15 protein-coding genes, 3 tRNA genes and 2 pseudogenes are annotated in these 22,084 nt (G+C 65.4%); 11 read left to right on the plus strand and 9 right to left on the minus strand.

Going from position 1 to position 22,084, the window contains the following annotated elements; genetic code table 11:
• Nucleotides 1-48 precede the first annotated feature (48 nt).
• The 4 genes and pseudogenes from KHN96_RS07670 (at nucleotide 49) to KHN96_RS07685 (ending at nucleotide 6,001) form a co-directional block, all read left to right on the plus strand.
• On the plus strand, nucleotides 49-1,353 hold the full coding sequence (locus KHN96_RS07670; RefSeq protein WP_045786484.1) for an MFS transporter: 1,305 nt from the start codon (nucleotides 49-51) through the stop codon (nucleotides 1,351-1,353).
• Nucleotides 1,354-1,358: 5 nt separating this feature from the next.
• Nucleotides 1,359-3,773: a glycoside hydrolase family 31 protein gene (locus KHN96_RS07675; RefSeq protein ID WP_062739430.1), complete on the plus strand. Its 2,415-nt coding sequence runs from the start codon at nucleotides 1,359-1,361 to the stop codon at nucleotides 3,771-3,773.
• A gap of 92 nt (nucleotides 3,774-3,865) precedes the next feature.
• The gene (locus KHN96_RS07680) at nucleotides 3,866-5,068 is read left to right on the plus strand and encodes a porin (RefSeq protein WP_062739277.1); all 1,203 of its coding nucleotides are present in this window, start codon (nucleotides 3,866-3,868) and stop codon (nucleotides 5,066-5,068) included.
• A pseudogene (locus tag KHN96_RS07685) lies at nucleotides 5,068-6,001 on the plus strand (aldose 1-epimerase). The gene KHN96_RS07680 and the pseudogene KHN96_RS07685 overlap by 1 nt, the downstream one beginning before the upstream one ends.
• A 131-nt stretch (nucleotides 6,002-6,132) precedes the next feature.
• Here KHN96_RS07685 and KHN96_RS07690 read toward each other — a convergent pair.
• A tRNA-Lys gene (locus tag KHN96_RS07690) sits at nucleotides 6,133-6,208 on the minus strand.
• 39 nt (nucleotides 6,209-6,247) lie between these two features.
• A complete protein-coding gene (locus KHN96_RS07695; protein ID WP_062739275.1) occupies nucleotides 6,248-7,180 on the minus strand; it encodes a LysR family transcriptional regulator in 933 nt (310 codons plus the stop codon).
• Nucleotides 7,181-7,272: 92 nt separating this feature from the next.
• On the opposite strand from KHN96_RS07695, the gene KHN96_RS07700 reads away from it, so the two are divergent.
• Nucleotides 7,273-8,376: a YeiH family protein gene (locus tag KHN96_RS07700; RefSeq protein WP_045786488.1), complete on the plus strand. Its 1,104-nt coding sequence runs from the start codon at nucleotides 7,273-7,275 to the stop codon at nucleotides 8,374-8,376.
• Nucleotides 8,377-8,655: 279 nt separating this feature from the next.
• A complete protein-coding gene (locus KHN96_RS22765) occupies nucleotides 8,656-8,868 on the plus strand; it encodes a hypothetical protein (RefSeq protein ID WP_238587596.1) in 213 nt (70 codons plus the stop codon).
• A gap of 3 nt (nucleotides 8,869-8,871) precedes the next feature.
• Here the strand turns inward: KHN96_RS22765 and KHN96_RS07710 are convergent.
• The 7 genes and pseudogenes from KHN96_RS07710 to KHN96_RS07745 all read right to left on the minus strand — a co-directional run bounded on the left by KHN96_RS07710 (nucleotide 8,872) and on the right by KHN96_RS07745 (nucleotide 14,990).
• A pseudogene (locus tag KHN96_RS07710) lies at nucleotides 8,872-9,992 on the minus strand (acyltransferase family protein).
• Between the two features lie 205 nt (nucleotides 9,993-10,197).
• Complete coding sequence (locus KHN96_RS07720) at nucleotides 10,198-11,223, minus strand: tyrosine-type recombinase/integrase (RefSeq protein ID WP_062739272.1); 1,026 nt, start codon at nucleotides 11,221-11,223, stop codon at nucleotides 10,198-10,200.
• A 154-nt stretch (nucleotides 11,224-11,377) separates the two neighbouring features.
• Nucleotides 11,378-11,468 (minus strand) — tRNA-Leu (locus KHN96_RS07725).
• An 87-nt stretch (nucleotides 11,469-11,555) separates the two neighbouring features.
• Nucleotides 11,556-11,631, minus strand: a tRNA-Asn gene (locus KHN96_RS07730).
• Nucleotides 11,632-11,718: 87 nt separating this feature from the next.
• Nucleotides 11,719-12,045: a ferredoxin FdxA gene (fdxA, locus tag KHN96_RS07735; RefSeq protein ID WP_062739271.1), complete on the minus strand. Its 327-nt coding sequence runs from the start codon at nucleotides 12,043-12,045 to the stop codon at nucleotides 11,719-11,721.
• A 170-nt stretch (nucleotides 12,046-12,215) separates the two neighbouring features.
• Nucleotides 12,216-13,910 carry a single-stranded-DNA-specific exonuclease RecJ gene (gene recJ, locus KHN96_RS07740; protein ID WP_062739270.1) on the minus strand — a complete coding sequence of 565 codons (1,695 nt, stop codon included), beginning with the start codon at nucleotides 13,908-13,910 and terminating at the stop codon, nucleotides 12,216-12,218.
• 12 nt (nucleotides 13,911-13,922) lie between these two features.
• Complete coding sequence (locus KHN96_RS07745) at nucleotides 13,923-14,990, minus strand: hypothetical protein (RefSeq protein ID WP_062739269.1); 1,068 nt, start codon at nucleotides 14,988-14,990, stop codon at nucleotides 13,923-13,925.
• Nucleotides 14,991-15,073: 83 nt separating this feature from the next.
• On the opposite strand from KHN96_RS07745, the gene KHN96_RS07750 reads away from it, so the two are divergent.
• From KHN96_RS07750 to KHN96_RS07770, 5 genes are all read left to right on the plus strand, one after another.
• On the plus strand, nucleotides 15,074-16,324 hold the full coding sequence (locus tag KHN96_RS07750) for a lipoprotein-releasing ABC transporter permease subunit (protein WP_062739268.1): 1,251 nt from the start codon (nucleotides 15,074-15,076) through the stop codon (nucleotides 16,322-16,324).
• A complete protein-coding gene (gene lolD, locus KHN96_RS07755) occupies nucleotides 16,317-17,045 on the plus strand; it encodes a lipoprotein-releasing ABC transporter ATP-binding protein LolD (protein WP_045786493.1) in 729 nt (242 codons plus the stop codon). Before KHN96_RS07750 ends, lolD begins: the two co-directional genes overlap by 8 nt.
• A gap of 84 nt (nucleotides 17,046-17,129) precedes the next feature.
• Nucleotides 17,130-17,942, plus strand: a complete 813-nt coding sequence (locus KHN96_RS07760; RefSeq protein ID WP_062739429.1) for a TatD family hydrolase — start codon at nucleotides 17,130-17,132, stop codon at nucleotides 17,940-17,942.
• A gap of 8 nt (nucleotides 17,943-17,950) precedes the next feature.
• Complete coding sequence (locus KHN96_RS07765) at nucleotides 17,951-20,473, plus strand: DNA internalization-related competence protein ComEC/Rec2 (protein ID WP_115043974.1); 2,523 nt, start codon at nucleotides 17,951-17,953, stop codon at nucleotides 20,471-20,473.
• A 104-nt stretch (nucleotides 20,474-20,577) separates the two neighbouring features.
• Nucleotides 20,578-22,062, plus strand: coding sequence for a circularly permuted type 2 ATP-grasp protein (locus KHN96_RS07770; RefSeq protein ID WP_045786495.1), 1,485 nt, complete (start codon nucleotides 20,578-20,580; stop codon nucleotides 22,060-22,062).
• Nucleotides 22,063-22,084 lie beyond the last annotated feature (22 nt).

Consider the following 22,084-nt stretch of genomic DNA (forward strand, 5'->3'; position numbering starts at 1 on the left):
CTGCGCTGCCCGTGTCTTACCCAATATAAAAAGATCCGGAGACAAACCGTGAAGACCATCAAGGGACTGCGCTGGTGGATCATCGTGCTGGTGTGCCTGGGCACGATCATCAACTATCTGGCGCGCAACTCGCTGGGCGTGCTCGCGCCCACGCTCAAGGACGAACTGGGGATGAGCACCCAGCAGTACTCCTACGTGGTCGCCGCGTTCCAGGTCGGCTACACGATCATGCAGCCGGTGTGCGGGTTCATTGTCGATCTGGTCGGACTGCGCATCGGCTTTGCGCTGTTCGGCGTGCTTTGGTCGTTTGCGGGCGTGCTGCATGCGGGCGCGAGCGGCTGGCTCTCGCTTGCCGGTTTTCGCGCGCTGATGGGGTTGACGGAAGCCGCGGCCATTCCGTCGGGCATGAAGGCCGTCGCCGAATGGTTTCCCGACAAGGAAAAGTCCGTGGCCGTCGGCTGGTTCAATTCGGGCACCTCGCTTGGCGCGATGCTGGCGCCGCCGCTGGTGATCTTCCTGCATCTGCGATATGGGTGGCAGTCCGCGTTCGTGGTGACGGGCGCCATCGGCTTCCTGTGGGCGGCGCTGTGGTTCGCGTTCTATCGTTCGCCGAAGGACCATCCCGCGCTCTCCAGCGTCGAACGCGAAAAGATCATCGGCGGACAGCTGCGCCCCGTGGCTGCCGAGCGCGGCAAGCGGCCGGTCAAGGACGTCGTCACGTCGCGCCGCTTCTGGGCCATCGCGCTCGCGCGCTTCTTTGCCGAGCCGGCCTGGCAGACGTTCAGCTTCTGGATCCCGCTGTACTTCGTCAATGAGCGCCACCTCGATCTCAAGGCGATCGCCATGTTTGCGTGGCTGCCGTTCCTGGCGGCCGACCTCGGCGGCCTCGCCGGTGGCTACCTGTCGCCGTTCCTCATCAAGCGTTTCCGCATTCCTCTGGTGTGGTCGCGCGTGTGCGGCGTCGTGCTGGGCGCGGTCATGATGATCGGCCCGGCGTGCGTGGGGCTGGTCGCTTCGCCGTACACGGCCATCGTGCTGTTCTGCGTGGGCGGCTTTGCGCACCAGATGATTTCGGGCCTGGTCAACACGCTTTCCGCCGATGTGTTCGACCCGGAAGAGGTCGGTACCGCCAGCGGTTTTGCGGGCATGTCGGCGTGGATCGGCGGCCTGGGCTTCTCGCTGCTGGTCGGGGCGCTGGCTGACAAGATCGGTTATGGGCCGCTGTTCGGCATGCTCGGCGCATTCGACCTGACCGGCGCCGTGCTTCTGATCGTGCTGATCCGCGGACAATCCCATGAGGAGCGCGCGGCGCGTCAGGCGCAGTCCTCCCTTCCTGTTTCAAAGCTGAGTTGAAGACGATGTCCTTGCTGCATCCCCCCCGATTTGACCTGCAGGCGCGCGAAGGCAATCGCCTGCGCCTGGCAAGCGGCACCGGCGCCGCCATTGAAGTCTTTGTGCTGGAAGACGACATCCTGCGCGTGCTCGTGCTGCCGCACGGAGAGTTGCGTGGCCCGGCCACGTGGTCGATTGCGCCCGGCGCGGAAGACGCGCCGCTCGAGGGGCGCGACCGGCGCGACATGAGCGGCTTCAGCCTGCCGGCGTTTGCGCTGCACGCCGACGCCGACACGCTGCGCGTGCAGACCACCAAGATCCGCCTGAGCATTGCGCTCGCAGGTGGTTTCTGCACCTGGGAGACGCGCGGCCGATCGGGCCAATGGCAGACCGTGCTGGCCGACCGCGCCACGCAGGCCTACAACTTCGGCTACTGGGACGAGCAGGTCTATCACTACGTGCGCCGCGAGCCCGGCGAGATGTATTTCGGCCTGGGCGAGCGCGCCGGCGACATGAACCGCGCACACCAGCGTTATGAGATGCGCAACATCGACGCGATGGGCTACAGCGCGCGCACGACCGATCCGCTGTACAAGCACATCCCGTTCTACGTGACGTGGCACCCGGAAAACCGCACCGGCTTCGGGCTGTTCTACGACACGCTGTCGGACTGCAGCTTCGACATGGGCCGCGAGCTGGACAACTACCACGGCCACTATCGTTACTTCGTTGCACCGTTTGGCGATCTCGACTACTACTTCATTGCTTCGCCCGACACACCGCTCGATGCCACGCGCCGCTTCACATGGCTGACCGGCCGCCCGGCGTGGATGCCGAAGTGGGGCCTGGGCTATTCCGGCTCGACCATGACGTACACCGACGCGCCCAACGCGCAGGAGCAGATGGCCGAGTTCATCAACGGCTGCCGAAAGCACGACATCCTGTGCGATTCGTTCCATCTGTCGTCGGGTTACACGTCCATCGGGCCGAAGCGCTACGTCTTCCACTGGAACACTGACAAGTTCCCCGATGCGCGCGGTTTTGTGCAGAGCTACCTGGATGCAGGCATCCGCCTGTGTCCGAACATCAAGCCGTGCCTGCTGCGCGACCACCCGAAGTTTGACGAAGCCAAAGCCGCCGGCTTGCTGGTGTGCGATGCCAATGGCGAACCGGCGTGGGTGCAGTTCTGGGACGAGGTCGGTGCATATCTGGACTTCACCAACCCCAAGACGCTCGACTGGTGGAAGGCCAACGTCAAGAGCGCGCTGCTTGACTACGGCATGGCCGCCACCTGGAACGACAACAACGAGTTCGAGGTCTGGACGCCCAACGCGTTCGCGCACGGCTTCGGCAAGAAGACGCCGATCCGCGAGGCCAAGGTGCTGCACACCATGCTGATGATGCGTGCGTCGCGCGAAGCGCAACTGGAGTACGCACCGCAGCGGCGGCCGTTCCTGGTCTCGCGCTCGGGCAGCGTCGGCATGCAGCGCTACGTGCAGACGTGGTCCGGCGACAACTACACGTCGTGGGAGACGCTGCGCTACAACCTGAAGATGGGCTTGGGGCTCGCGCTCTCGGGCGTCTCCAATATCGGCCACGACATCGGCGGGTTTGCCGGCCCGGCGCCGTCGCCCGAGCTGCTCGTACGCTGGGTGGCCTTTGGCGTGTTCCTGCCGCGCTTCTCCATCCACTCGTGGAACGACGACAAGACGGTCAACGAACCGTGGATGTATCCGCAGGTCACCTCGCAAATTGCCTCGCTCATCAAGCTGCGCTACCGGTTGATTCCGTATCTGTACGAGCTGCTGTGGCAATCGACGCAGGCTTACGAGCCGGTGCTCAAGCCGACCTTTGCCGAGTTCCCGGAAGATCGCCGCTGCTACGACGAGTGCGACGACATGATGATCGGCGCATCGCTGCTGGCCGCGCCCGTCGTGGACCCAGGCCAGAGCGAGCGCACCGTGTATCTCCCCGCCGGCGCACGCTGGGTGTCGTACTGGAGCGGCGAAGCGTTCGACGGCGGCCGGAGCGTCACCCTGCCCGCACCGTGGGATCAGCCGGTGATGCTGATCCGCGAAGGCGGCGTCATCGCGCTGAACGTGGCCGAGCAGCATTTCGACCGGCGCGCCGACCAGCGCGGCTTTCTCCTCGTGCCCGTGCGAGGTGCGGGCGAGGCTGTCGGCGGCTGCATCGAAGACGACGGCGAAACCGAAGCGTGGCGGGAAGGGCAGCATGGCCGCTGGCATGTGCGGGCCGTCTCAGACGCCCACACCGTCACGCTGCATGTTTCACGCGAAGGCCGCATGCCGACGCGGGCCGATACCGTTGAAATTCTCCTGCCCGCAGGCGATGCGCGAACCGTGCAAACGCCGCAAGCCCGCGTGCTGGAGACCGCTGTCGAGGGTGGCTGGCGCCGCCTGACGTTGCAGTTGCAGGCCTAGTGCCGCATCCGATCGCGTGCCGGCATCGGGATCCGGAGAGCCCGGCGGCGCGCGGTTTTTCCTTGGTGCAGGAGACAACCGAGATCACAACGATGGAAACCACACGAGCCCAACATTCCCTCACCCCGCTCTATGTATCGGCGGCGCTGCTGTGCGCGGGCGCTTCAATGCATGCGTCTGCGCAGACATCGGTCACGCTGTATGGCGTGGTGGACAACGCGTTCGCGTATTCGAGCAACCAGGGCGGGCACTCCAATACCTACATCAACTCGGGCGCGCTCCTGGCGAGCAAGTTCGGCTTGTATGGCACCGAAGATCTGGGCGGCGGCAACCTGGCACTGTTCCGGCTGGAGAGCGGCTTCAATGCCGACACGGGCCAGCAGAGCCAGGCCGGCTTCCTCTTCAACCGGCAGGCCTACGTGGGCCTGAACAACAAGAACTACGGGCAGGTCACGCTGGGTCGTCAGTACACGCCGTACTTCCAGTACGTGGCATCGCTCGGACCGACCAATGTCCTGACCGGCGCCACCGGCGCCCACCCGGGTGACGTCGATGCGCTGGACACCACGCTGCGCTTCAACAATTCCATCACGTATACGTCACCGGTGTTCGGGGGCCTGCAGGCTGGCGTGCAGTATGGCTTTGGCGAGCAGGCGGGCAGCATTTCCCACGGCAGCAGCGTCAGTGCGGCGTTGCGCTACGACTACCAGGCGTTCTCGTGGGGCGCCGGCTATACGCGCCTGAAGAACGTGTCGAACGGCGCGACCGCCGGCAACTTCAGCAACGTCGGCACGTTCGCCAACAACTCGCCGGTCAACGCGGGCTATGCATCGGCGGATACCGCCCAGCTCATCGCCACCGCGGCGCGCTACACCTTCGGCAAGGTGATGGTCGGGCTGAACTACTCGAACGTGCAGTACAAGCCGGGCGCCACGTCGCTGTTCACGCAATCGGCCACGTTCAACACCGTGGGCGCCATTGCCACGTATGCAGCCACGCCCGCGCTGACACTCGCGTTCGGCTACAGCTATACCGCCGAGAAGGCGCGCAACGGCATCACGTCGCCGGCCAAGTACAACCAGTTCTCGATGGAACAGCTTTATTCGTTGTCCAAGCGTACGGCCTTCTACGCGATCGAGGCGTACCAGCGGGCCAGCGGACAGACGTTGCGCGCGAGCGGCGCCGGCACGAGCATGGTTGACGCCGTGGCGTCGGTGGGCGATTCGCAGAACGGCACGCCGTCGAACGGGCGTAGCCAGTTCGTGGGCATGGTCGGCATCCGGCATTCGTTCTGATGGCGGGTACGTCGTGGCTGGCACCGGGGCCGGTGCACACATTGCAGGCCGGCGCACTGACGATGGCCGTCGCGCCGGCCGCCCGGGGGCCGCATCGCTTCGCTGGCTTCGGTGGGCGCTGGCGGGCAGCGCATCGACTGGCTGGCCCCGATGTCAGCAGAGTGCCTGCGTGACGGGTTCGACGGGCTGGCCTGGCCCAAGGCGGGCTGCTATCCGCTGCTGCCGTTTTCCAACCGCATCCGGGATGCGCGCTTCCCATGGAATGGGCGGACCGTCCATCTCGCCCCGCACCCGGGCCAGCCCCATGCCATGCACGGGCTGGCGCATGCGCGCGCATGGGACGTGGAGCAGCACACCGCTTCGTCCATCGTGCTGGGCCTGCGATACGCGCCCGAGCCCGGCAACTGGCCGTGGCCCTTGACCGCTACCCAGACGTTCGTACTCAGTGAGCAAGGGCTCGACGCCGTCATGACGCTCTGTAACGACGGCGACAGCAGCATGCCGGCCGGCGGCGGCTTTCATCCGTACTTCACCCGGACCGCCGATACGCGAGTGCAGTTTGATGCGCGAACCATGTGGCCGACCGACGCCGGCGAAGTCGCCCTGCGCCGCGAGCGTGTCGCGCCCCGCGAAGATTTTCGACAGCTGCGCGCCCTGCCCGAAGCCCTCAGCGTCTACTACAGCGACTGGCAGCAGCAGGCCGTGCTGGCACGCGCAGAGGGCACGCTCACGCTGGACGCAGAAGGAGCATTGGACCATTGCATCCTGCATGCGCCGGGCGGCCAGTCCTATTTCTGTCTGGAGCCGGTTTCGCACGTGGCCGATGCGGTGAACCTGGCGGCGCAGGGGTGGGAGGGCACAGGGCTGCGCGCGTTGGAGCCCGGTCAGACGTTGAGCCTGCGCATGCGCCTGCGCATCGACCTTGCCGACTAGTGGCGCGCCACCTCTGTGGTGCACCGCGTGGCATTCCGCGCCATGGCCCAGAGAAGGGAAGGGGCGGCAATGTCTTCGAGTACAAAAGCAAAAAGCCCAGTCGGTGAGGACTGGGCTTTTTACGCGAGTTCTGGTGGGGCGTGAGTGACTCGAACACTCGACCTACGGATTAAGAGTCCGCTGCTCTACCAACTGAGCTAACGCCCCGCGAAGAAACGAGACTATAACAACCTTTTTCGGATCGCGCTAGTCCCCCGCGCGATTTTTTTTCGAATCCGGCGCGGTGGCGTGGCGGCGCAGGGTGCTGATGAACTGCGTCAGGCCATGCGTCGGGTGCTTGTCGCGGTGACGCACGATGAGCAGCGGCCGGGCGATGCGCGGCAGGCCGCTATCCACCTCGACGAGCCGTCCGTCGCGCAGCGCGTCGGCAACCACGTGGCGCGACAGGCAACTGATGCCGTAGCCCGCCGCCACCGTGCGCTGGATCGCCTCCGAGTGGCCCAGCTCCAGGGCGACATGCAGCGGCCCCACCACCGATGCGATGCGGCTGTCGACAAGCTCACGGGTGCCGGAGCCCGGCTCGCGCATCAGCCAGCCCGCCTCGCGCAGTGCCGCATGCGAGACGGGGCCGGCTCCGCGCGCGAGCGGATGCCCTGGCGCGGCCACGATGACCATTTCGTCGTCGATCCACGTTTCGATCTCCAGCGCCTCGCCGCGGCACGTGCCCTCGATGAGCCCGATGTCGACTTCGAAGCGCTGCACGGCGTCTACCACGTCCTGCGTGTTGCCGATCAGCACGTCGAGCTGACTGCCTGGCGCGATCTGGTGCCGGAAATCGGCGAGCAGGGCAGGCAGCACGTAGTTGCCAATGGTGCTGCTGGCTGCAAGCCGGAGCCGCACATTGGGCTGCGCCGTGGCGTGCTCCAGCGCATCGGCGTGATCGAGCAGCGCCTGGGCCTGCGGCAGCAGTTGCCGGCCCAAGGCGTTCAAGTGCAGCCGCCGTGCATGCCGGTCGAACAGCGGATGCCCGAGCGCCGACTCCAGCTCGGCCAGCGCCGCGCTCACGGCTGATTGCGAGAGGCCGAGAGCTTCGCCAGCAGCGGTCGTCGTTTCGCTCTTGGCGATGGCCGCGAAGACGGCCCACTGCCGAAGGGTTACGCGCGGCGCTTTCATATCCATAAAAGTGGTTGTAATGACAAAAATTACCTGTTTTACAGGTTATCACGATGTGCATATCGTTATGCGCACAACGAATAAGCAAGGCGAGCGTGATGACGACTGCACAGAAGCAATTGGCGGCCCCCAGCGCGACAGCGGGGTTTGACGGGCGCACGTTGGCCAGCGTGGCGGTCTTGTTGAGCTGTGCCGGCGTGGCGGTGGCTCTGGGTGCAATGCCCTGGGCCGGACATCTCGGCCTGAGCGCGCTCACGCTGGCCATCCTGCTGGGCATGGCCGTGGGGCATGTGCCGGGGCACCAGCGCTGGCTCACCCCAGGTGCGATCCAGTTTGCGCGGCACACGCTGCTGCGCACCGGCGTGATTCTCTATGGTGCCCGGTTGACGCTGGCGCAGATTCACCAGCTGGGGACGTCGGGCGTCGTGATTCCGCTCGTGGTGCTGGCAGCGACCATGCTGGCCGGCACGTGGATCGGCACGCGCTGGTTTGGTCTGGCGCGTGCGCAGGCCTTGCTGGTGGCGTCCGGCAGTGCGGTCTGCGGCGCCGCCGCCGTGCTGGCAGTGGCGCCCGCCGTGAAGGCCTCCCCGCGCGAAACGGCGGTGGCGATCGCAAGCGTGGTGCTGTTCGGCACCGCCGGCATCTTTCTGTACCCGTGGCTGTATGCGCTGGCTGCGCATGCTGGCGTGGCGGTGGCGCCTGAGCACTTTGGCGTGTACATCGGTTCGACCATCCATGAAGTGGCGCAGGTGATTGCGGCCGCGCGCCCCTTGGGTGAGGACGCCACCAACGCGGCCGTCGTCAGCAAGATGGTGCGCGTGCTGGCGCTGGCGCCGCTGCTGGTGATCCTGGCGTGCACGACGGCCGCAGACGGGCGGGCGCACGTGGCCGTCTCGCGCCAGCAGGCGGTGCGCAAGGCCGCAGGGCACGCCTGGAGGGCGATGCCGTGGTTCGCGGTGGGATTGCTGATCGTGACGCTGGCCAATTCTGCAGGCGCGATTCCGGCGGTATGGCATGCGCCCATCGACGCGATCGATACCGCCATGCTGGCTTGTGCGATGTTCGCCATCGGCACGCAGACCCACGTGCCGATGTTGCTGAAATCAGGGGTGCGTCCGTTGCTGTGTGCAGCCGTGTTGTGGGTCGGGCTCGTCGCCGCCGGCGCGCTCATCAACATCGGCGTGCGCTGGCTGGTGGGCTGATTCGACGTACTGGATGGATGCGCGCGGGTGCAAGCGAGGCCTGCGCGCTGTTGTTGTTTGATCGCGCCGCTGGGCCGCGACCGGACCGGCACATGCACCGGTGGTGCGTCACGATGAATACGAAGACGCACCGATCGCACGCGCAGCTCCTCGCGCTCCCGACGCCGGCTGTCACGGTGGGCCACAGCGAAGGGGCTGCGCTGGCGATCCTCTTCGCCGCGCTACTCTGCCTAGTGGGGCCGGGCGCCGCGGGCCGTCTATGGCTTCGAGCCGCCGCGAGTGAGCGCCGACGGTACGTTGGCTGCGCTACTGGCCGCGCACGGCGTGCAGGTCAACCTGTATCGCAACGGCCAGGACGTCGTGCCTCTGGTGCCGCGCCTGATCCGCGCATGGCAGCACCCGGCGCCACTGATCAAGATCGGGCACGCAGCTTGGCCGGTGCCCAACGTTGAAGACCACAAGCTGGCGCGAGTGATCCAGGCATTGGCGTAGGTGTTAAATGGCAGCCCTTGAATCCGGCTGCATGGCGGCAGGCGGCTGTCTACGGCGTGCTAGCCTTTCTTGTACGAAGGCGGCAACGCGCCTTCCCACGGCGATTCCCGGGCGCTCGATGGCGAAGACACAGACGAGACAGAACGCGAAGAGAATGAAAAGAGCATCATTTTCCTTTCCAAACAGAGTCCATTTGAAGCGCCCAATACGTGCCAAGATGGACTCGAAGAGCCACGTGTGGAAGAGATAGATGGAGAACGTGAGTTCGGAAAGTCCCTGAAACAACGTCGACGGTTGCAAGAATTTCCTGCCGAGCCAAGCTACCAAGAAGATCAGGTAGGCGTAGATTGAAAACTGTGCGCCGACTAAGTTCGGGCGATGAATTTCAACGAGTGTGCAACTTTGGCTTAGAACAAGCACAGTGAACCAAAACAAGACGCCACCGGTGACTCGCCCCTTCTCTGCCAAATAAAACATTGCCCCAAGAAACAGAAAGGGGGCAAATATGTTCAGATAACCGATGGTGAAAGAATTATCTGGAAATGCTGGCAGTTCTGCTAACGCGACTGTCGAGGCGACGATTATGCAGGGGAAAAATTTTCCTTCGCGTCTAGGTATCCCGAAAGCAGCAAGTAGTGTCATAAAGGCGTAGAACACAATTTCGATACGTAACGACCAGTCGACCCAGCCTAGAGTCCCTGGTGTCCCGAAAAAGTCTCCCAGCAGAGTAAGCTGCATCAGCAGCTCGAGCTTGTCTCTGACGACGCCGTGATGCAGATCCAACCCATACTGCAGCAGGACAGCAAAAGCGAAGAGAGGATATATTCTGAAGATCCTCTTGATAAAAAAACAACTGACTGTTCTTTCTGCAGGACATGCGTGTTGACGTAGCCGGACACCATGAAAAACAAAACGACACCTGTGCCTCCTCCAAAGACTAAAGGCTCAAGAAGGCGCGCAAACATTCTGAACGTGGCGTGAGCTTGTTCGTTCTGAATTAGGTCTGTGACGCTTTTGTAGAATTCATGTCCCACCAGCACACTGACGAAGGCAATAATCCTAAGGTAGTCTAGAAATGCGAGCCTCCCTGTCTCCGGCCCTGTGTGCTCTATTTTTTTTCGCATAGTAATTTGTGATTCGTAAGGCTGTTTAAGATTATACACTGCCACCGGTCTTTCTTTAATTTTTCGTGCTCGATAAGGCACACGCTGTCTGGGGCTTCGAGTTTCACCCCAGCCTGAGGCACTACGCCGTTGTCATTGGTTGCGATCGAGGTCTGCCGAATACGAGCTACCCGTGCGACGGGTATGAGCGCGAGCCGGGAGTGGATTAAAGGCGAGCCGCAATGTCCTCGGCTGCCTCGCGGTAATACACCTCCCGCAGAATCCGCAGATCGGTATGCCCGCTGATCTTGGCCAGCGTCATTACGTCCACCTTGCGTGACAGGCGGGTGAGCGCTTCGGCGCGGGTGTCGTGAAAGTGCAGGTCTTCGATCATCAGTTGATCGCGGGCCTTGCGGAACAGGGTATCAAGCGATTTCGATGAGATCGTGAAGCAGTGCTGGCGGTCCGCCACAGGCCGCAATAGGCGCAGGGCGTGGCGTGACAGAGGGATTTCGCGCGGCCGCTTCGTTATGTACTGCATTTTGTGTCGCACGGTGGCGACTCGCCGTTTCATATCTAGCGTATCGCGCCCCAGGCTCAGTATCTCTCCCGCCCTCATAGCGGTGCGGAGGCCGATCAGGAATGCGAGCGCAACTTCCTGGCTCTTTGTTGCGGGGGCTTGCCCGGTTCTGTAGTGCAGCCGGCGGCAGATCAACTTGACCTCACGTGGAGTAACGCGGCGCGACCTTGGTGGGCCCTCGCTCGGCATGGTAAGGCCGGTGAACGGGTTGTGGTCAATCCAGTGCCACTCGTCCCGCGCGGTCAAGAATGCATTGCGTAGCCAGTTGATGTCGCGAAGCACCGAGGAGGGGGCGTTGGGGCGGATTTTCCTGCCATCCGGCAGGTGACCCGACAGCCTGGCGTCGCGCCATGCGGCGATGTCTGGCGTCTTCACGTTGGCCAGCGTCTTTGCTGCGAGGGCGGGGAAGTCCCGTAAGAACGCTTGAATGCGTAGTTGCTCGGCTCGAGCGCCTTGCTTCTTGGTCGACACGTCAGCAGAGTATCGGTTAAGCATCTCAGCCACGGTGCGGGTATGGGATTCCCCCTTGGTGAGCCGGTCTCGCAGTTCCTGTTCACGCGTTGACGCCCATGCCTGTGCCTCGCGTTTCGTTCGAAAGGTTTTGGAGTCTCGCTCGCCGGCCACATAGATCTGTGCCCGCCAGCCGTTTGCACTCTGGGAGAAGGAGGCCATCGTGGGGAGCCGCTTGCGTAATTTTTGCGTAGAACATTCTACGCAATGCGACGCGAGGCGGTAAACGATGGCTGTTCGGATATACAGTGCTTCGGCTGTAACCCTTTGATATTACGCTGGTTTACAGAGGGCGGTAACCGGCGTAATTTGTGGATGGTGCCCGAGGCCGGGATCGAACCGGCACGCGCCGATTAGGGCGCAGCGGATTTTAAGTCCGCGGTGTCTACCAATTTCACCACTCGGGCTTGGGCGGTGATCCGCCGGTGCAAGACGATACACGACGCCGCCGCCACAAATGAAAACGCCCCGCACGAAGCGAGGCGTTTGTATTTTGGCTCCCCGACCTGGGCTCGAACCAGGGACCTACGGATTAACAGTCCGGCGCTCTACCGACTGAGCTATCGGGGAATCGCTGCATCAGCGAAGAAATGAATTCTAACTAGTTTCTGTTCTCGCCGTCAACACCTTTTTTGCGGTGACGATGAAGGCGAGCGATCAGCGTTCGAGGTACTGCTCCTTGTCCTTCACGTCCTTCCATTCGTCGGCGTCGGGCAGCGGGGCCTTGGTCTTGGTGATGGACGGCCAGCCGGCCTGCGCGAGCTGGGCATTGATGGCGATCCACTTCTGCTGATCGGCGGGCACATCTTCTTCGGCGTAGATGGCGTTGACCGGGCACTCGGCCACGCAGACGGCGCAGTCGATGCACTCGTCCGGATCGATGGTCAGGAAGTTCGGGCCTTCGCGGAAGCAGTCGACGGGGCAGACGTCCACGCAGTCGGTGTACTTGCAGCGGACACAGCTTTCGGTAACGACGTGAGTCATTTCGCTTGGAAGAAGAGGCTAGGAATTCGTGGGGTGCGCGGGCGTGGCTGCTGCCCAGCCGGCAAACACGCATTGTAACGCAGCCGCCGTGGCCGACGGCTGCGTCGTTGGCGCGCCGTCAGACAGTTTTGGCATGTGTTTATGCGCTGGCGCAAGGTTCGGCGCGGAGTCTATTGCGCGTGCTCGATCACCATCTGCACGCGGGTGATGCCGTTGAAGGTGTTGTTGTCGAGGCGGTAGGCCACATAGGCGGACGCGCCCAGCGGCTCGGCGTGGTTGAACCAGATGGCGTCGAATTGCTGTTTGCCGCGGCCGAGCTTGAGCTTGAGGTGCTTGTCTTTCAGCACGGCCTGCGACAGCACGTCGAACTCGCCGCAGAAGCTCGGCGCTGGAAAGCCCTGGCCCCAGACGTGGGTTTCGAGCAACTCAACGAATTGCGGCGTGAAGCATTCCGGGTCGGCCTCCCCATCGGTTTCCAGCACGCGCGAGAGCAGCGCCTCGGTCAGCCACTCCCGGCCGACGGCCTCGAAGGCGGCGACGAATGCATCGAAGCCGTCTTCGCGCAGCGTCAGCCCCGCCGCCATCGCGTGGCCGCCAAACTTCACGATCAGCCCAGGGCAGCGCTTGTGGACGGCGTCCAGCGCGTCGCGCAGGTGAAAGCCGGGAATCGAACGGCCGGAGCCCTTGATGACGCCGTCGTCGCCGGGCGCGAAGGTGAAGACGGGGCGGTGAAACTTGTCCTTGATGCGCGAGGCGACGATGCCGATCACGCCCTGGTGCCACGTCTCGTTGTAGACCGCGATGGTGTGGCGGCCGCCGCCGTCGATGGCGTGCATGGTGTCGAGGATGGCCAGCGCCTCCTGCTGCATGCCGGCTTCGATCTCGCGGCGCTCGCGGTTCATGCCGTCGAGTTCCGCGGCGATGGCCAGGGCGCGGTCGTAGTCGTCGGTGAGCAGGCATTCGATGCCGAGCGTCATGTCGGCCAGGCGCCCGGCGGCGTTGAGGCGCGGGCCGAGGCCGAAGCCCAGATCGAACGTGGACGCACGGCGGGCCTCGCGGCCGGCCACGCGGAAGAGCGCGGCGATGCCGGGACACATCCGCCCCGCGCGCATGCGCTTGAGCCCTTGCGCCACGAGCCGGCGGTTGTTGGCGTCGAGCTTGACCACGTCGGCCACGGTGCCGAGCGCCACCAGGTCGAGCAGCGCATCGAGGCGAGGCTGGTCCTGCAGCGTGAAGACGCCCCGGTTGCGCAGCTCCGCCCGCAATGCCAGCAGCACGTAGAACATCACGCCGACGCCCGCCAGATTCTTGCTGGGAAAGCCGCAGCCCGGCTGGTTCGGATTGACGATCACGCGCGCGTCGGGCAACTGTGCGCCCGGCATGTGGTGATCGGTGATGACGACGTCGATCCCGAGCGCATTGGCCGCAGCCACGCCGGCCACGTCGGCGATGCCGTTGTCGACGGTAACGAGCACGTCGGGCTTTTCGCGCGCCGCCAGCGCCACGATCTCCGGCGACAAGCCGTAGCCGTATTCGAAGCGGTTCGGCACGATGTAGCTCACCTGCGCGCCGAGCATGCGCAAGCCGCGCACGCCGACGGCGCAGGCTGTGGCGCCGTCGCAGTCGTAGTCGGCAATGATGAGCAGGCGCTTGCTGGCGGCGATGGCGTCGGCCAGATAGCGGGCCGCGTCGTCGATCCCCTTGAGTTGCGACGGCGGCAGCAGGTCGGACAGCTCGGTCGACAGTTCATCGGGCCGGGCGACGCCACGGGCGGCCAGGATGCGCGCGAGAACGGGGTGGATGCCGTGGCCGGCCAGCGTGGTGGCGGCTTCGGCGGAGTGCGAACGGACAGCGATGCGGGTCATGCGGGATCAGGCTCAGGCAGCCATCGAGAGAAGGGACAGCGCATCGCGCAGCGTGCGGGCGCGGCTGAAACGGCGCAGCCAGCCGGTCAGGTCCTTGCGGGTGGCGCGGTAGCGGGCATAGTGCGAATCGCCGGTCAGCACGAGCGAAACCGCATCGATGCGGCCATCGGCCAACGCATCGGCGGCGGGGGTGAACCAGTCGCGGTCGAACGCGCGCAGGGTCTCGATCCAGTCGTACCAGTCCGCTGACAGGTAGGGGCGCGTGGCTGCATCGAGTAAGGCGGCGGCGCTGGTGTCGTCGAAGGGCACGGCGGCGAGTGTCGCGGCGCACAGTTCCGTGGCGTTTGCGGCGTGGCACAGGCCGGCGAAGAAGGCGTCGTTGCCGATCATGCGTTCGGCAATCGGGCGCGTATCGACCAGCGCGCCCTGGCCGAACAGCCACACCGAGTTCACGGGCAGCAGCCCCCGCGCCTCGCGCGCCTGATTGACGGGATGGTCATGCCACGTCATCTGGATCTCGTTCTGGAACTTGCGCCAGGCGCGTTCCTGCTCGCCCTTGTGCATCCAGATGTCGATGTTGTGGCCGGTGGCGCGCTGCGGGGCGGCGGCGACCAGGTCGCCGAACGGCGCGTCGGCGACGTACCAGCGGGCCGCGTGCGTCGCGTCGAGCGTGACGCCCATTTCGGCGACGAGGGGCGCGATGGCCGCGCGCAGGGCGTCGGCGTCGGCGGCTTCGAGCTGGAGCTGGGCGGGGTCGAGCATCACCAGGTGGTCCCGCGCGGCATGGATGTGCACCGGCTGCAGGCAGGCCCAGGTGCGGGTGTCGGCGGTGCCGCCGTCGGCCAGCCGCATGTACGGCGCCGAGGGAAGCGGCGCAACGGGCAGCTCCGCATGTGCGGCCAACCAGCGCTCGTGCGGCAGCGTGGGCAGGTAGGCGTCGTCGTGGCGCTCGCGTTCGGCCTCGCGCGCACGCGCGAGCAACCTTTCCAGGCCCGGCAAGGTCAATTGACGGTACGCGTCGTCTGCCACCTCGGCGGCCGGAGCGCAAAACGGGACAATCAGGGTGAGTTCAGGAATCATGGCTCCGAGATTGTAAACTTCCGGCTCGTTGGCCAGCGAGCCGGCAGGATCACATCGAATCGCACACCCACGGGGAACCCCCTTTGAAATTTCCATATGAATGGCAGATCGGCTGGCGCTACACGCGTGCAAGCAAGCGCGCCAGCCGCAACAGCTTCATTTCCTTCATCTCGCTCATCTCGATGCTGGGCATTGCCTTGGGCGTGGCGGCGCTGATCATCGTGCTGTCGGTCATGAACGGCTTCCAGAAGGAAGTGCGCGACCGCATGCTCTCGGTGCTGTCGCACATCGAGGTGATGGCGCCCGGCAGCCTGCCTGACTGGCAGCGCACCGCCAATGAGGCCATGCAGAACAAGGAAGTCACCGGCGCGGCGCCGTATGTGGGCGCGCAGGCCATGATCACGCGCGACGAAGCCGTGCGCGGCGTGCTGCTGCGCGGCGTGTCGCCGGCCGACGAACCGAAGGTGTCCGACATCGCCAAGGATTTCAAATCGGGCAGCATCGACGATCTGAAACCCGGCGAATTCGGTATCGCCCTGGGCAGCCAGCTGGCGCGCGGCCTGGGCGTCCAGCAGGGCGACAAGGTGACGCTGGTGGCGCCGCAGGGCACGATCACGCCGGCTGGCGTGCTGCCGCGCCTGAAGCAGTTCACCGTGGTGGGCGTCTTTGAATCGGGCCACTATGAATTCGACAGCTCGCTGGCGCTGGTCAATATGGAAGACGCCGAGCGCCTGTTCCGTCTCGACGGCCCGACCGGCGTGCGCCTGAAGCTGGTCGACATGGACCGCGCGCCGCAGGTGGCCGAGGCGCTGTCGCGCACACTGTCGGGCGAGCTCTACATCCGCGACTGGTCGCGCCAGAACAAGAACTGGTTTGCCGCCGTGAAGACCGAGAAGAAGATGATGTTCATCATCCTGACGCTCATCATTGCCGTGGCGGCGTTCAACCTGGTTTCCACGCTCGTGATGACGGTGACGGACAAGCAGGCCGACATCGCCATCCTGCGGACCATGGGCGCGCAGCCGGGCTCGATCATGAAAATCTTCATCGTGCAGGGCGTGGCGATCGGGTTCATCGGCACGCTGCTGGGCGTGGGCTTCGGCACGCTCATCGCCTACAACATCGACGTGATCGTGCCGTTCATCGAGCGGCTGTTCCAGGTGCAATTCCTTCCGCGCGACATCTACTTCATCAGTGAACTGCCTTCGGACCCGCGCGTGAACGACATTGCGACCATCGGCATCATTTCCTTCATCCTGGCGTCGGTGGCGACGCTGTATCCGAGCTGGCATGCCTCGCGCGTGAATCCGGCGGAGGCGCTGCGTTATGAGTGAGGCCGTCATGACTTCCATGGAAGCGCCGGCCGCCGCGCCGCAGGGCGTGGTGCTGCAGGCCGAGGGGCTGGCCAAATCGTTCCGCCAGGGCGGGTTGAACGTCGACGTCCTGAAGGGCGTGGACCTGCGCATCGGGGTTGGCGAGAAGGTCGCCATCGTGGGCGCGTCGGGCTCCGGCAAGAGCACGCTGCTGCATGTGCTCGGCGGGCTCGACGAGCCGACGTCCGGCCGCGTGTCGCTGCTCGGCAAGCCGTTTACCGCCATGAAGGAGCGCGAGCGCAACACGCTGCGCAACCAGGCGCTCGGTTTCGTCTACCAGTTTCACCACCTGCTGCCCGAATTCACCGCGCTGGACAACGTGGCGATGCCGCTGCGCATTCGCGGCGTGGAAGAGGCGCAGGCGCGCCATACCGCACAGGCGATGCTCGAGCGCGTAGGCCTGGGGCCCCGCACCGCGCATCGCCCGGGCGAGCTGTCCGGCGGTGAGCGGCAGCGTGTGGCGATCGCCCGCGCGCTGGTGGGCTCGCCGGCCTGCGTGCTCGCCGACGAGCCCACCGGCAACCTCGACGACCACACCGCCGGAGAAGTCTTCGAGCTGATGCTGGAACTCACGCGCACGCTCGGCACCAGCTTTGTCATCGTCACGCACGATATCGAGCTGGCGGGCCGCTGCAACCGCATCTTCCGGCTGCGCGAGGGCCATCTGCACCAGGAGCGCTGAGCGCGCGGCATTATCGGAAACGGCGGATTCCAGCGCACCGCCGTTTCGGGTACGTTGCGTGCTTTTGCCAACGCAGAACCGACCATGTGGATCGACACCCATTGCCATCTGGATGCCCGAGACTTCGACGCCGATCGTGACGGCGTCGTTGCGCAGGCACGTGCGGCGGGGGTTGGCCACATCGTCGTGCCGGCCGTGGCGCGCTGGAATTTCGACACCGTGCGCGCACTGGCACACCGTCACGGCGGCTGCAGCTATGCGCTCGGCATCCATCCCATCCACGCCGCGCAGGCCAGCGATGACGACCTCGTCGAACTGCGCCGTCAGGTGGCGGCGTCCATGGGCGACCCACGCTTTGTCGCCATTGGCGAGATCGGGCTCGATTTCTTCATTCCGGACCCCGATGTCGAACGGCAGAACGCCGTCTTCCGCGCACAACTGCGCATCGCGCGCGAGTTCGATCTGCCGGTGCTGATGCACGTGCGCAAATCGCAGGATCAGGTCGGCAGCGCGGCAATCAAGGCCGGCGTGCGCGGCATTGCGCATGCCTTCAACGGGAGCCCCGAGCAAGCGCGGCGTTTCGTCGATGCGGGCTTCAAACTCGGCTTTGGCGGCGTTTTCACCTTCTCGCGTGCGAACCGTGTACGCCGGCTGGCGGACGAAATGCCGATCGAATCGATCGTGCTCGAAACCGATGCGCCGGACCTGGCCCCGTCCTGGCTGTCTGACGACCAGTTCGGCGAGCAGGGCGGCGTGCGTAACGTGCCCGCGCAAGTCGCGCGCATTGCCGAGGCGATGGCGCAGCTGCGCGGCATCGCCATCGACGTGCTCGCCGAGCAGGCGCGGCGCAACAGCATCGAGGCCATTCCCCGCCTGGCGACACTGCTGCAAGCCTGACGCGCGCGATGCGCTTCGTGTTGATCGGGTTCGTGGCCGGCTGCATGGCATTGCAGATGCAGCCGGCGCTCGCGCCGTTGTGGCAACCGCTCGCGGTGCTGATGCTGTGCTTGCTGCTCTGTGCGCGCGTGCAGCGGCGGCCGGTGTGGGCGTGCGTGTTCTTGACGGCCAGCGCCGTCGCGGCCGGTTTCGGCTGGAGCGACTGGCGGGCACAGCAGCGACTCTCAGTGGTGTTGAGCCCCGCGTGGGAAGGCAAGGACATCATCGCCACGGGGATCGTGGCCGAGTTGCCGCAGATCGGCGAGGACGCCACGCGGTTCCTGTTCCAGATCGAATCCAGTAATGCAGCGGACGCCGTGCCGCCGCGCGTGCGCCTGTCGTGGTACGGCATGCGCAGCTGGCCTGCCGCCGGCGAGGACACCGCCGAGGTCGACCGGCGCGCCGGTATTCCAGACCTGCAACCCGGCCAGCGCTGGAAGTTGACCCTGCGTCTCAAGCGCCCGCACACGCTGATGAACCCGGGAGGCTTCGACGGTGAATACGCAATGCTGGCCGACAACGTGCGCGCCACCGGCTACGTGCGCACCGGCAAGCGCACGCAGAACGTTGCGCTGGGCGAGGCGGATGGCGGCTTCGGAATGCGCGTCGAGCGCTGGCGGGCCGCAGTGCGGCGCCACATCCTCGACGCGTTGCCGGAGGCGCGCTACGCACCGGTGATCGTCGCGCTGGTGGTGGGCGATCAGAGCGGCATCGCCCGCGAAGACTGGGAGCTGTTCCGCCGCACCGGCATCAGTCATCTGGTCAGTATTTCGGGCCTGCACATCACCATGATTGCCGGGCTCTTTGCTGCGCTCTGGATGGCGCTGTGGCGCCGCTCGTTCGGGCTCGCACGCTGGCTGCGCACGCCGCTGCCGTTGCGCATGCCGACCCCGCGTGCGGGCGCCATCGCCGCCATGCTCGCGGCCCTCGGTTACTGCCTGCTTGCCGGCATGGGCGTGCCGGCACAGCGCACGCTGCTGATGCTGTCCACCGTCGCCGTCGCCCGGCTGACCGATCGCAGCGTGCCGGCGAGCCTGTCGCTATGCTGGGCAGCCGCCGTGGTGGCGGTGGTGGATCCGTGGGCGGTGATGTCAGCGGGGTTCTGGCTGTCATTCGGCGCGGTGGCGGTCATCTTCATCGCGGCGCAGATCGCACTGCGCCACCCGCGCCATGCCGAGCCGGAAGGGTGGGGCGCGCGCATGCTGCGCAGCGTTGCCGGTGCCACGCGTGTCCAGCTTGCCGTCACGTTCGGGCTGTTGCCGGCGACCTTGCTGCTGTTTCAGCAGACATCAGTGGTCTCTGCCGCGGCCAACGGCCTCGCGATACCATTGGTCAGCTTCGTGACCACGCCGCTGGCGCTGATCGGCACCGCGCTGCCCGATCCGCTTGCCCAGCCCGTGCTGGCCTCGTCTGAAGCGACCTTCCGGTGGCTGGCGGCGTGGCTCGAATGGGTGGCGCAACCGCGCTGGGCCGTCTGGGTGGCACCGGTGGCGCCTGCCTGGGCGCTGTCGCTGGCGGCAGGTGGCGTGGCGCTGATGCTCGTGCCAGGCGCGCACCGCGCGTGGGCAGGGCGGGCACAGGGCACGATGCTGCTCTTGCCGATGGTGCTGGCGCGCAATCCCGTGCCGGCGGTGGGCGAGTTCCGCCTGGTGGCTTTCGATATCGGCCAGGGTGCCGCCGTGCTGGTTGAGACGGCCCGGCACCAAGTGTTGTTCGACACCGGCCCCCGGTATGGGGACAACGCCGATGCCGCCGCCCGGGTCATCACGCCGTACCTGCGCGCGCACGGGGTGGAGGCGCTCGACACGCTCGTCGTCAGCCATGCAGACAGCGACCACGCCGGGGGCACCGAAACGGTGATCAACGCGGTGCCTGTGCGCACCATGTTGGCGTCTTTGCCGCAAACGCACCGGCTGCGTGACGTGGCGCGGGCCCAGGGTACTGCGTTTGCTGATTGCGTGGCGGGGCAGGCCTGGGCCTGGGACGGCGTGGACTTCGAAATCCTGCATCCCCTGCGCGTGCCGGCCGACGATGCGCGCGTGTCCAGCAACGGCCGCAGCTGTGTTCTGCGCATCGGCAACGGCCGCCACGCAGCGCTGCTGGCGGGCGACATCGAAGCCGAGCAGGAAGCGGCCCTGGTGGAAGCCGAGGCGCCCGAGCGCCTGATGGCAGACATCTTGCTTGTACCGCATCACGGCAGCAAGACAAGCTCCAGCGGCGCGTTCTTGGACGCGTTGTCCGCGCAAGTGGCGATTTTCCAGGTCGGCTACCGTAACCGGTATGGGCACCCGCACCCCCGGGTGTGGCAGCGCTACGAGACGCGCGGCATCGAAGGCTTGCGCACCGACCGGACCGGCGCCGTGGTCATCCAGACCGACGGTGATGGGCTCGATATCCGGACCGCGCGCTCGATGCGGCCGCGGTACTGGTCTTCCGCACACGAGGTGCAGACCCTGGCGACGGCCACGGACGCAAATGATGCGCTGCCGTAAAACTCGGTTGCACGGCGGGTTCGCCCCATTGTGGCGCGCAAAACCGCCGTGCTATAAAAACCACGTGCCGCGTACATCGCGCGGCGCCGTCAGGGGAGAAAAGCATGGCAGTCCGGTTCTACGATGAAATGCTCAACTGGCATGATGGCGACCGCAGCCCCCATGCCGCCGAACCGGCCCCGGCAGCGCTCGTCCAGCAGGGCGAGGTCCGCAGCCACTACGGACGTTTCGCCGAATGGCTGGGCGCGCAATCCGCCACCACGCTACAGAACAAGCGTGCCGAAGCCGACCTCATCTTCCGCCGCGTCGGGATCACCTTTGCCGTGTACGGCGACAAGGATGAAACCAACAGCGGCACCGAGCGCACGATCCCGTTCGACATCATCCCGCGCATCTTTCCGGCAAGCGAGTGGGCCACGCTGGAGCGCGGCCTGCGCCAGCGCGTGGATGCACTGAACCGCTTCCTGCACGACATCTATCACGAGCAGAACATCCTGCGCGCCGGCGTCATTCCGCCGGACCAGATCTACAACAACGCCCAGTACCGCCCCGACATGCTCGGTGTGAACGTGCCGCGCGACATCTATGCGCACGTGGCCGGCATCGACATCGTCCGTGCCGGCGAGGGCGAGTTCTACGTGCTCGAAGACAACCTGCGCGTGCCCTCGGGTGTGTCGTACATGCTGGAAAACCGCAAGATGATGATGCGGCTGTTTCCTGAGCTCTTTGCGCGCAATCGGGTCGCGCCGGTGGCGCATTACCCCGACCTGCTGCTCGACACGCTGCGCAGTGTGTCGCCGCAGAACATTGCCGAGCCGACGGTGGTCGTGCTCACGCCCGGCATGTACAACTCGGCGTACTTCGAGCACGCCTTCCTCGCGCAACAGATGGGCGTGGAACTCGTAGAAGGCAAAGACCTGTTCGTGCAGGACGACCACCTGTACATGCGCACGACGCAAGGGCCGCAGCGTATCGACGTGATCTACCGCCGGGTCGACGACGACTTCCTCGACCCGCTGGTGTTCCGACCGGACTCCACGCTGGGCGCGGCCGGCTTGCTGTCGGTCTACCGCGCGGGCAACGTCACCATCTGCAATGCCATCGGCACGGGGGTTGCGGACGACAAGTCGATCTATCCGTACGTGCCCGACATGATCCGCTTCTACCTGGGCGCGGAGCCGATCCTCAACAACGTTCCCACCTACATGTGCCGCCGGCCGGACGATCTGCAATACGTGCTCGATCACATGGGCGAGCTGGTCGTGAAGGAAACGCACGGCGCCGGCGGCTACGGCATGCTCGTGGGCCCCGCTGCCACGCAGGAAGAGATCGCCGCATTCCGCGAGGTGGTGAAGGCGCGCCCCGACCAGTACATCGCCCAGCCGACGCTGGCGCTGTCTACGTGTCCGACTTATGTGGAGGCCGGCATCGCGCCGCGCCACATCGATCTGCGGCCGTTCGTGCTGTCGGGCCAGGATGTGCGCATGGTGCCTGGCGGCCTGACGCGCGTGGCGCTGCGGGCGGGCTCGCTGGTGGTCAACTCGTCGCAGGGCGGCGGCACGAAAGATACGTGGGTGCTGGAGCGCTGAAGCACCGCCGCGACCATCGACA

The organism is Ralstonia mannitolilytica, assembly GCF_905397375.1.
In the GTDB taxonomy this organism is placed as follows: domain Bacteria; phylum Pseudomonadota; class Gammaproteobacteria; order Burkholderiales; family Burkholderiaceae; genus Ralstonia; species Ralstonia mannitolilytica.

Coding starts and splice junctions, on each gene's coding strand:
- KHN96_RS07675 (WP_062739430.1), top strand. CDS start 1,359: ATGTCCTTGCTGCATCCCCCCCGATTTGACCTGCAGGCGCGCGAAGGC.
- KHN96_RS07680 (WP_062739277.1), top strand. CDS start 3,866: ATGGAAACCACACGAGCCCAACATTCCCTCACCCCGCTCTATGTATCG.
- KHN96_RS07695 (WP_062739275.1), bottom strand. CDS start 7,180: ATGGATATGAAAGCGCCGCGCGTAACCCTTCGGCAGTGGGCCGTCTTC.
- KHN96_RS07700 (WP_045786488.1), top strand. CDS start 7,273: ATGACGACTGCACAGAAGCAATTGGCGGCCCCCAGCGCGACAGCGGGG.
- KHN96_RS07720 (WP_062739272.1), bottom strand. CDS start 11,223: ATGGCCTCCTTCTCCCAGAGTGCAAACGGCTGGCGGGCACAGATCTAT.
- fdxA (WP_062739271.1), bottom strand. CDS start 12,045: ATGACTCACGTCGTTACCGAAAGCTGTGTCCGCTGCAAGTACACCGAC.
- recJ (WP_062739270.1), bottom strand. CDS start 13,910: ATGACCCGCATCGCTGTCCGTTCGCACTCCGCCGAAGCCGCCACCACG.
- KHN96_RS07745 (WP_062739269.1), bottom strand. CDS start 14,990: ATGATTCCTGAACTCACCCTGATTGTCCCGTTTTGCGCTCCGGCCGCC.
- lolD (WP_045786493.1), top strand. CDS start 16,317: ATGAGTGAGGCCGTCATGACTTCCATGGAAGCGCCGGCCGCCGCGCCG.
- KHN96_RS07760 (WP_062739429.1), top strand. CDS start 17,130: ATGTGGATCGACACCCATTGCCATCTGGATGCCCGAGACTTCGACGCC.
- KHN96_RS07765 (WP_115043974.1), top strand. CDS start 17,951: ATGCGCTTCGTGTTGATCGGGTTCGTGGCCGGCTGCATGGCATTGCAG.
- KHN96_RS07770 (WP_045786495.1), top strand. CDS start 20,578: ATGGCAGTCCGGTTCTACGATGAAATGCTCAACTGGCATGATGGCGAC.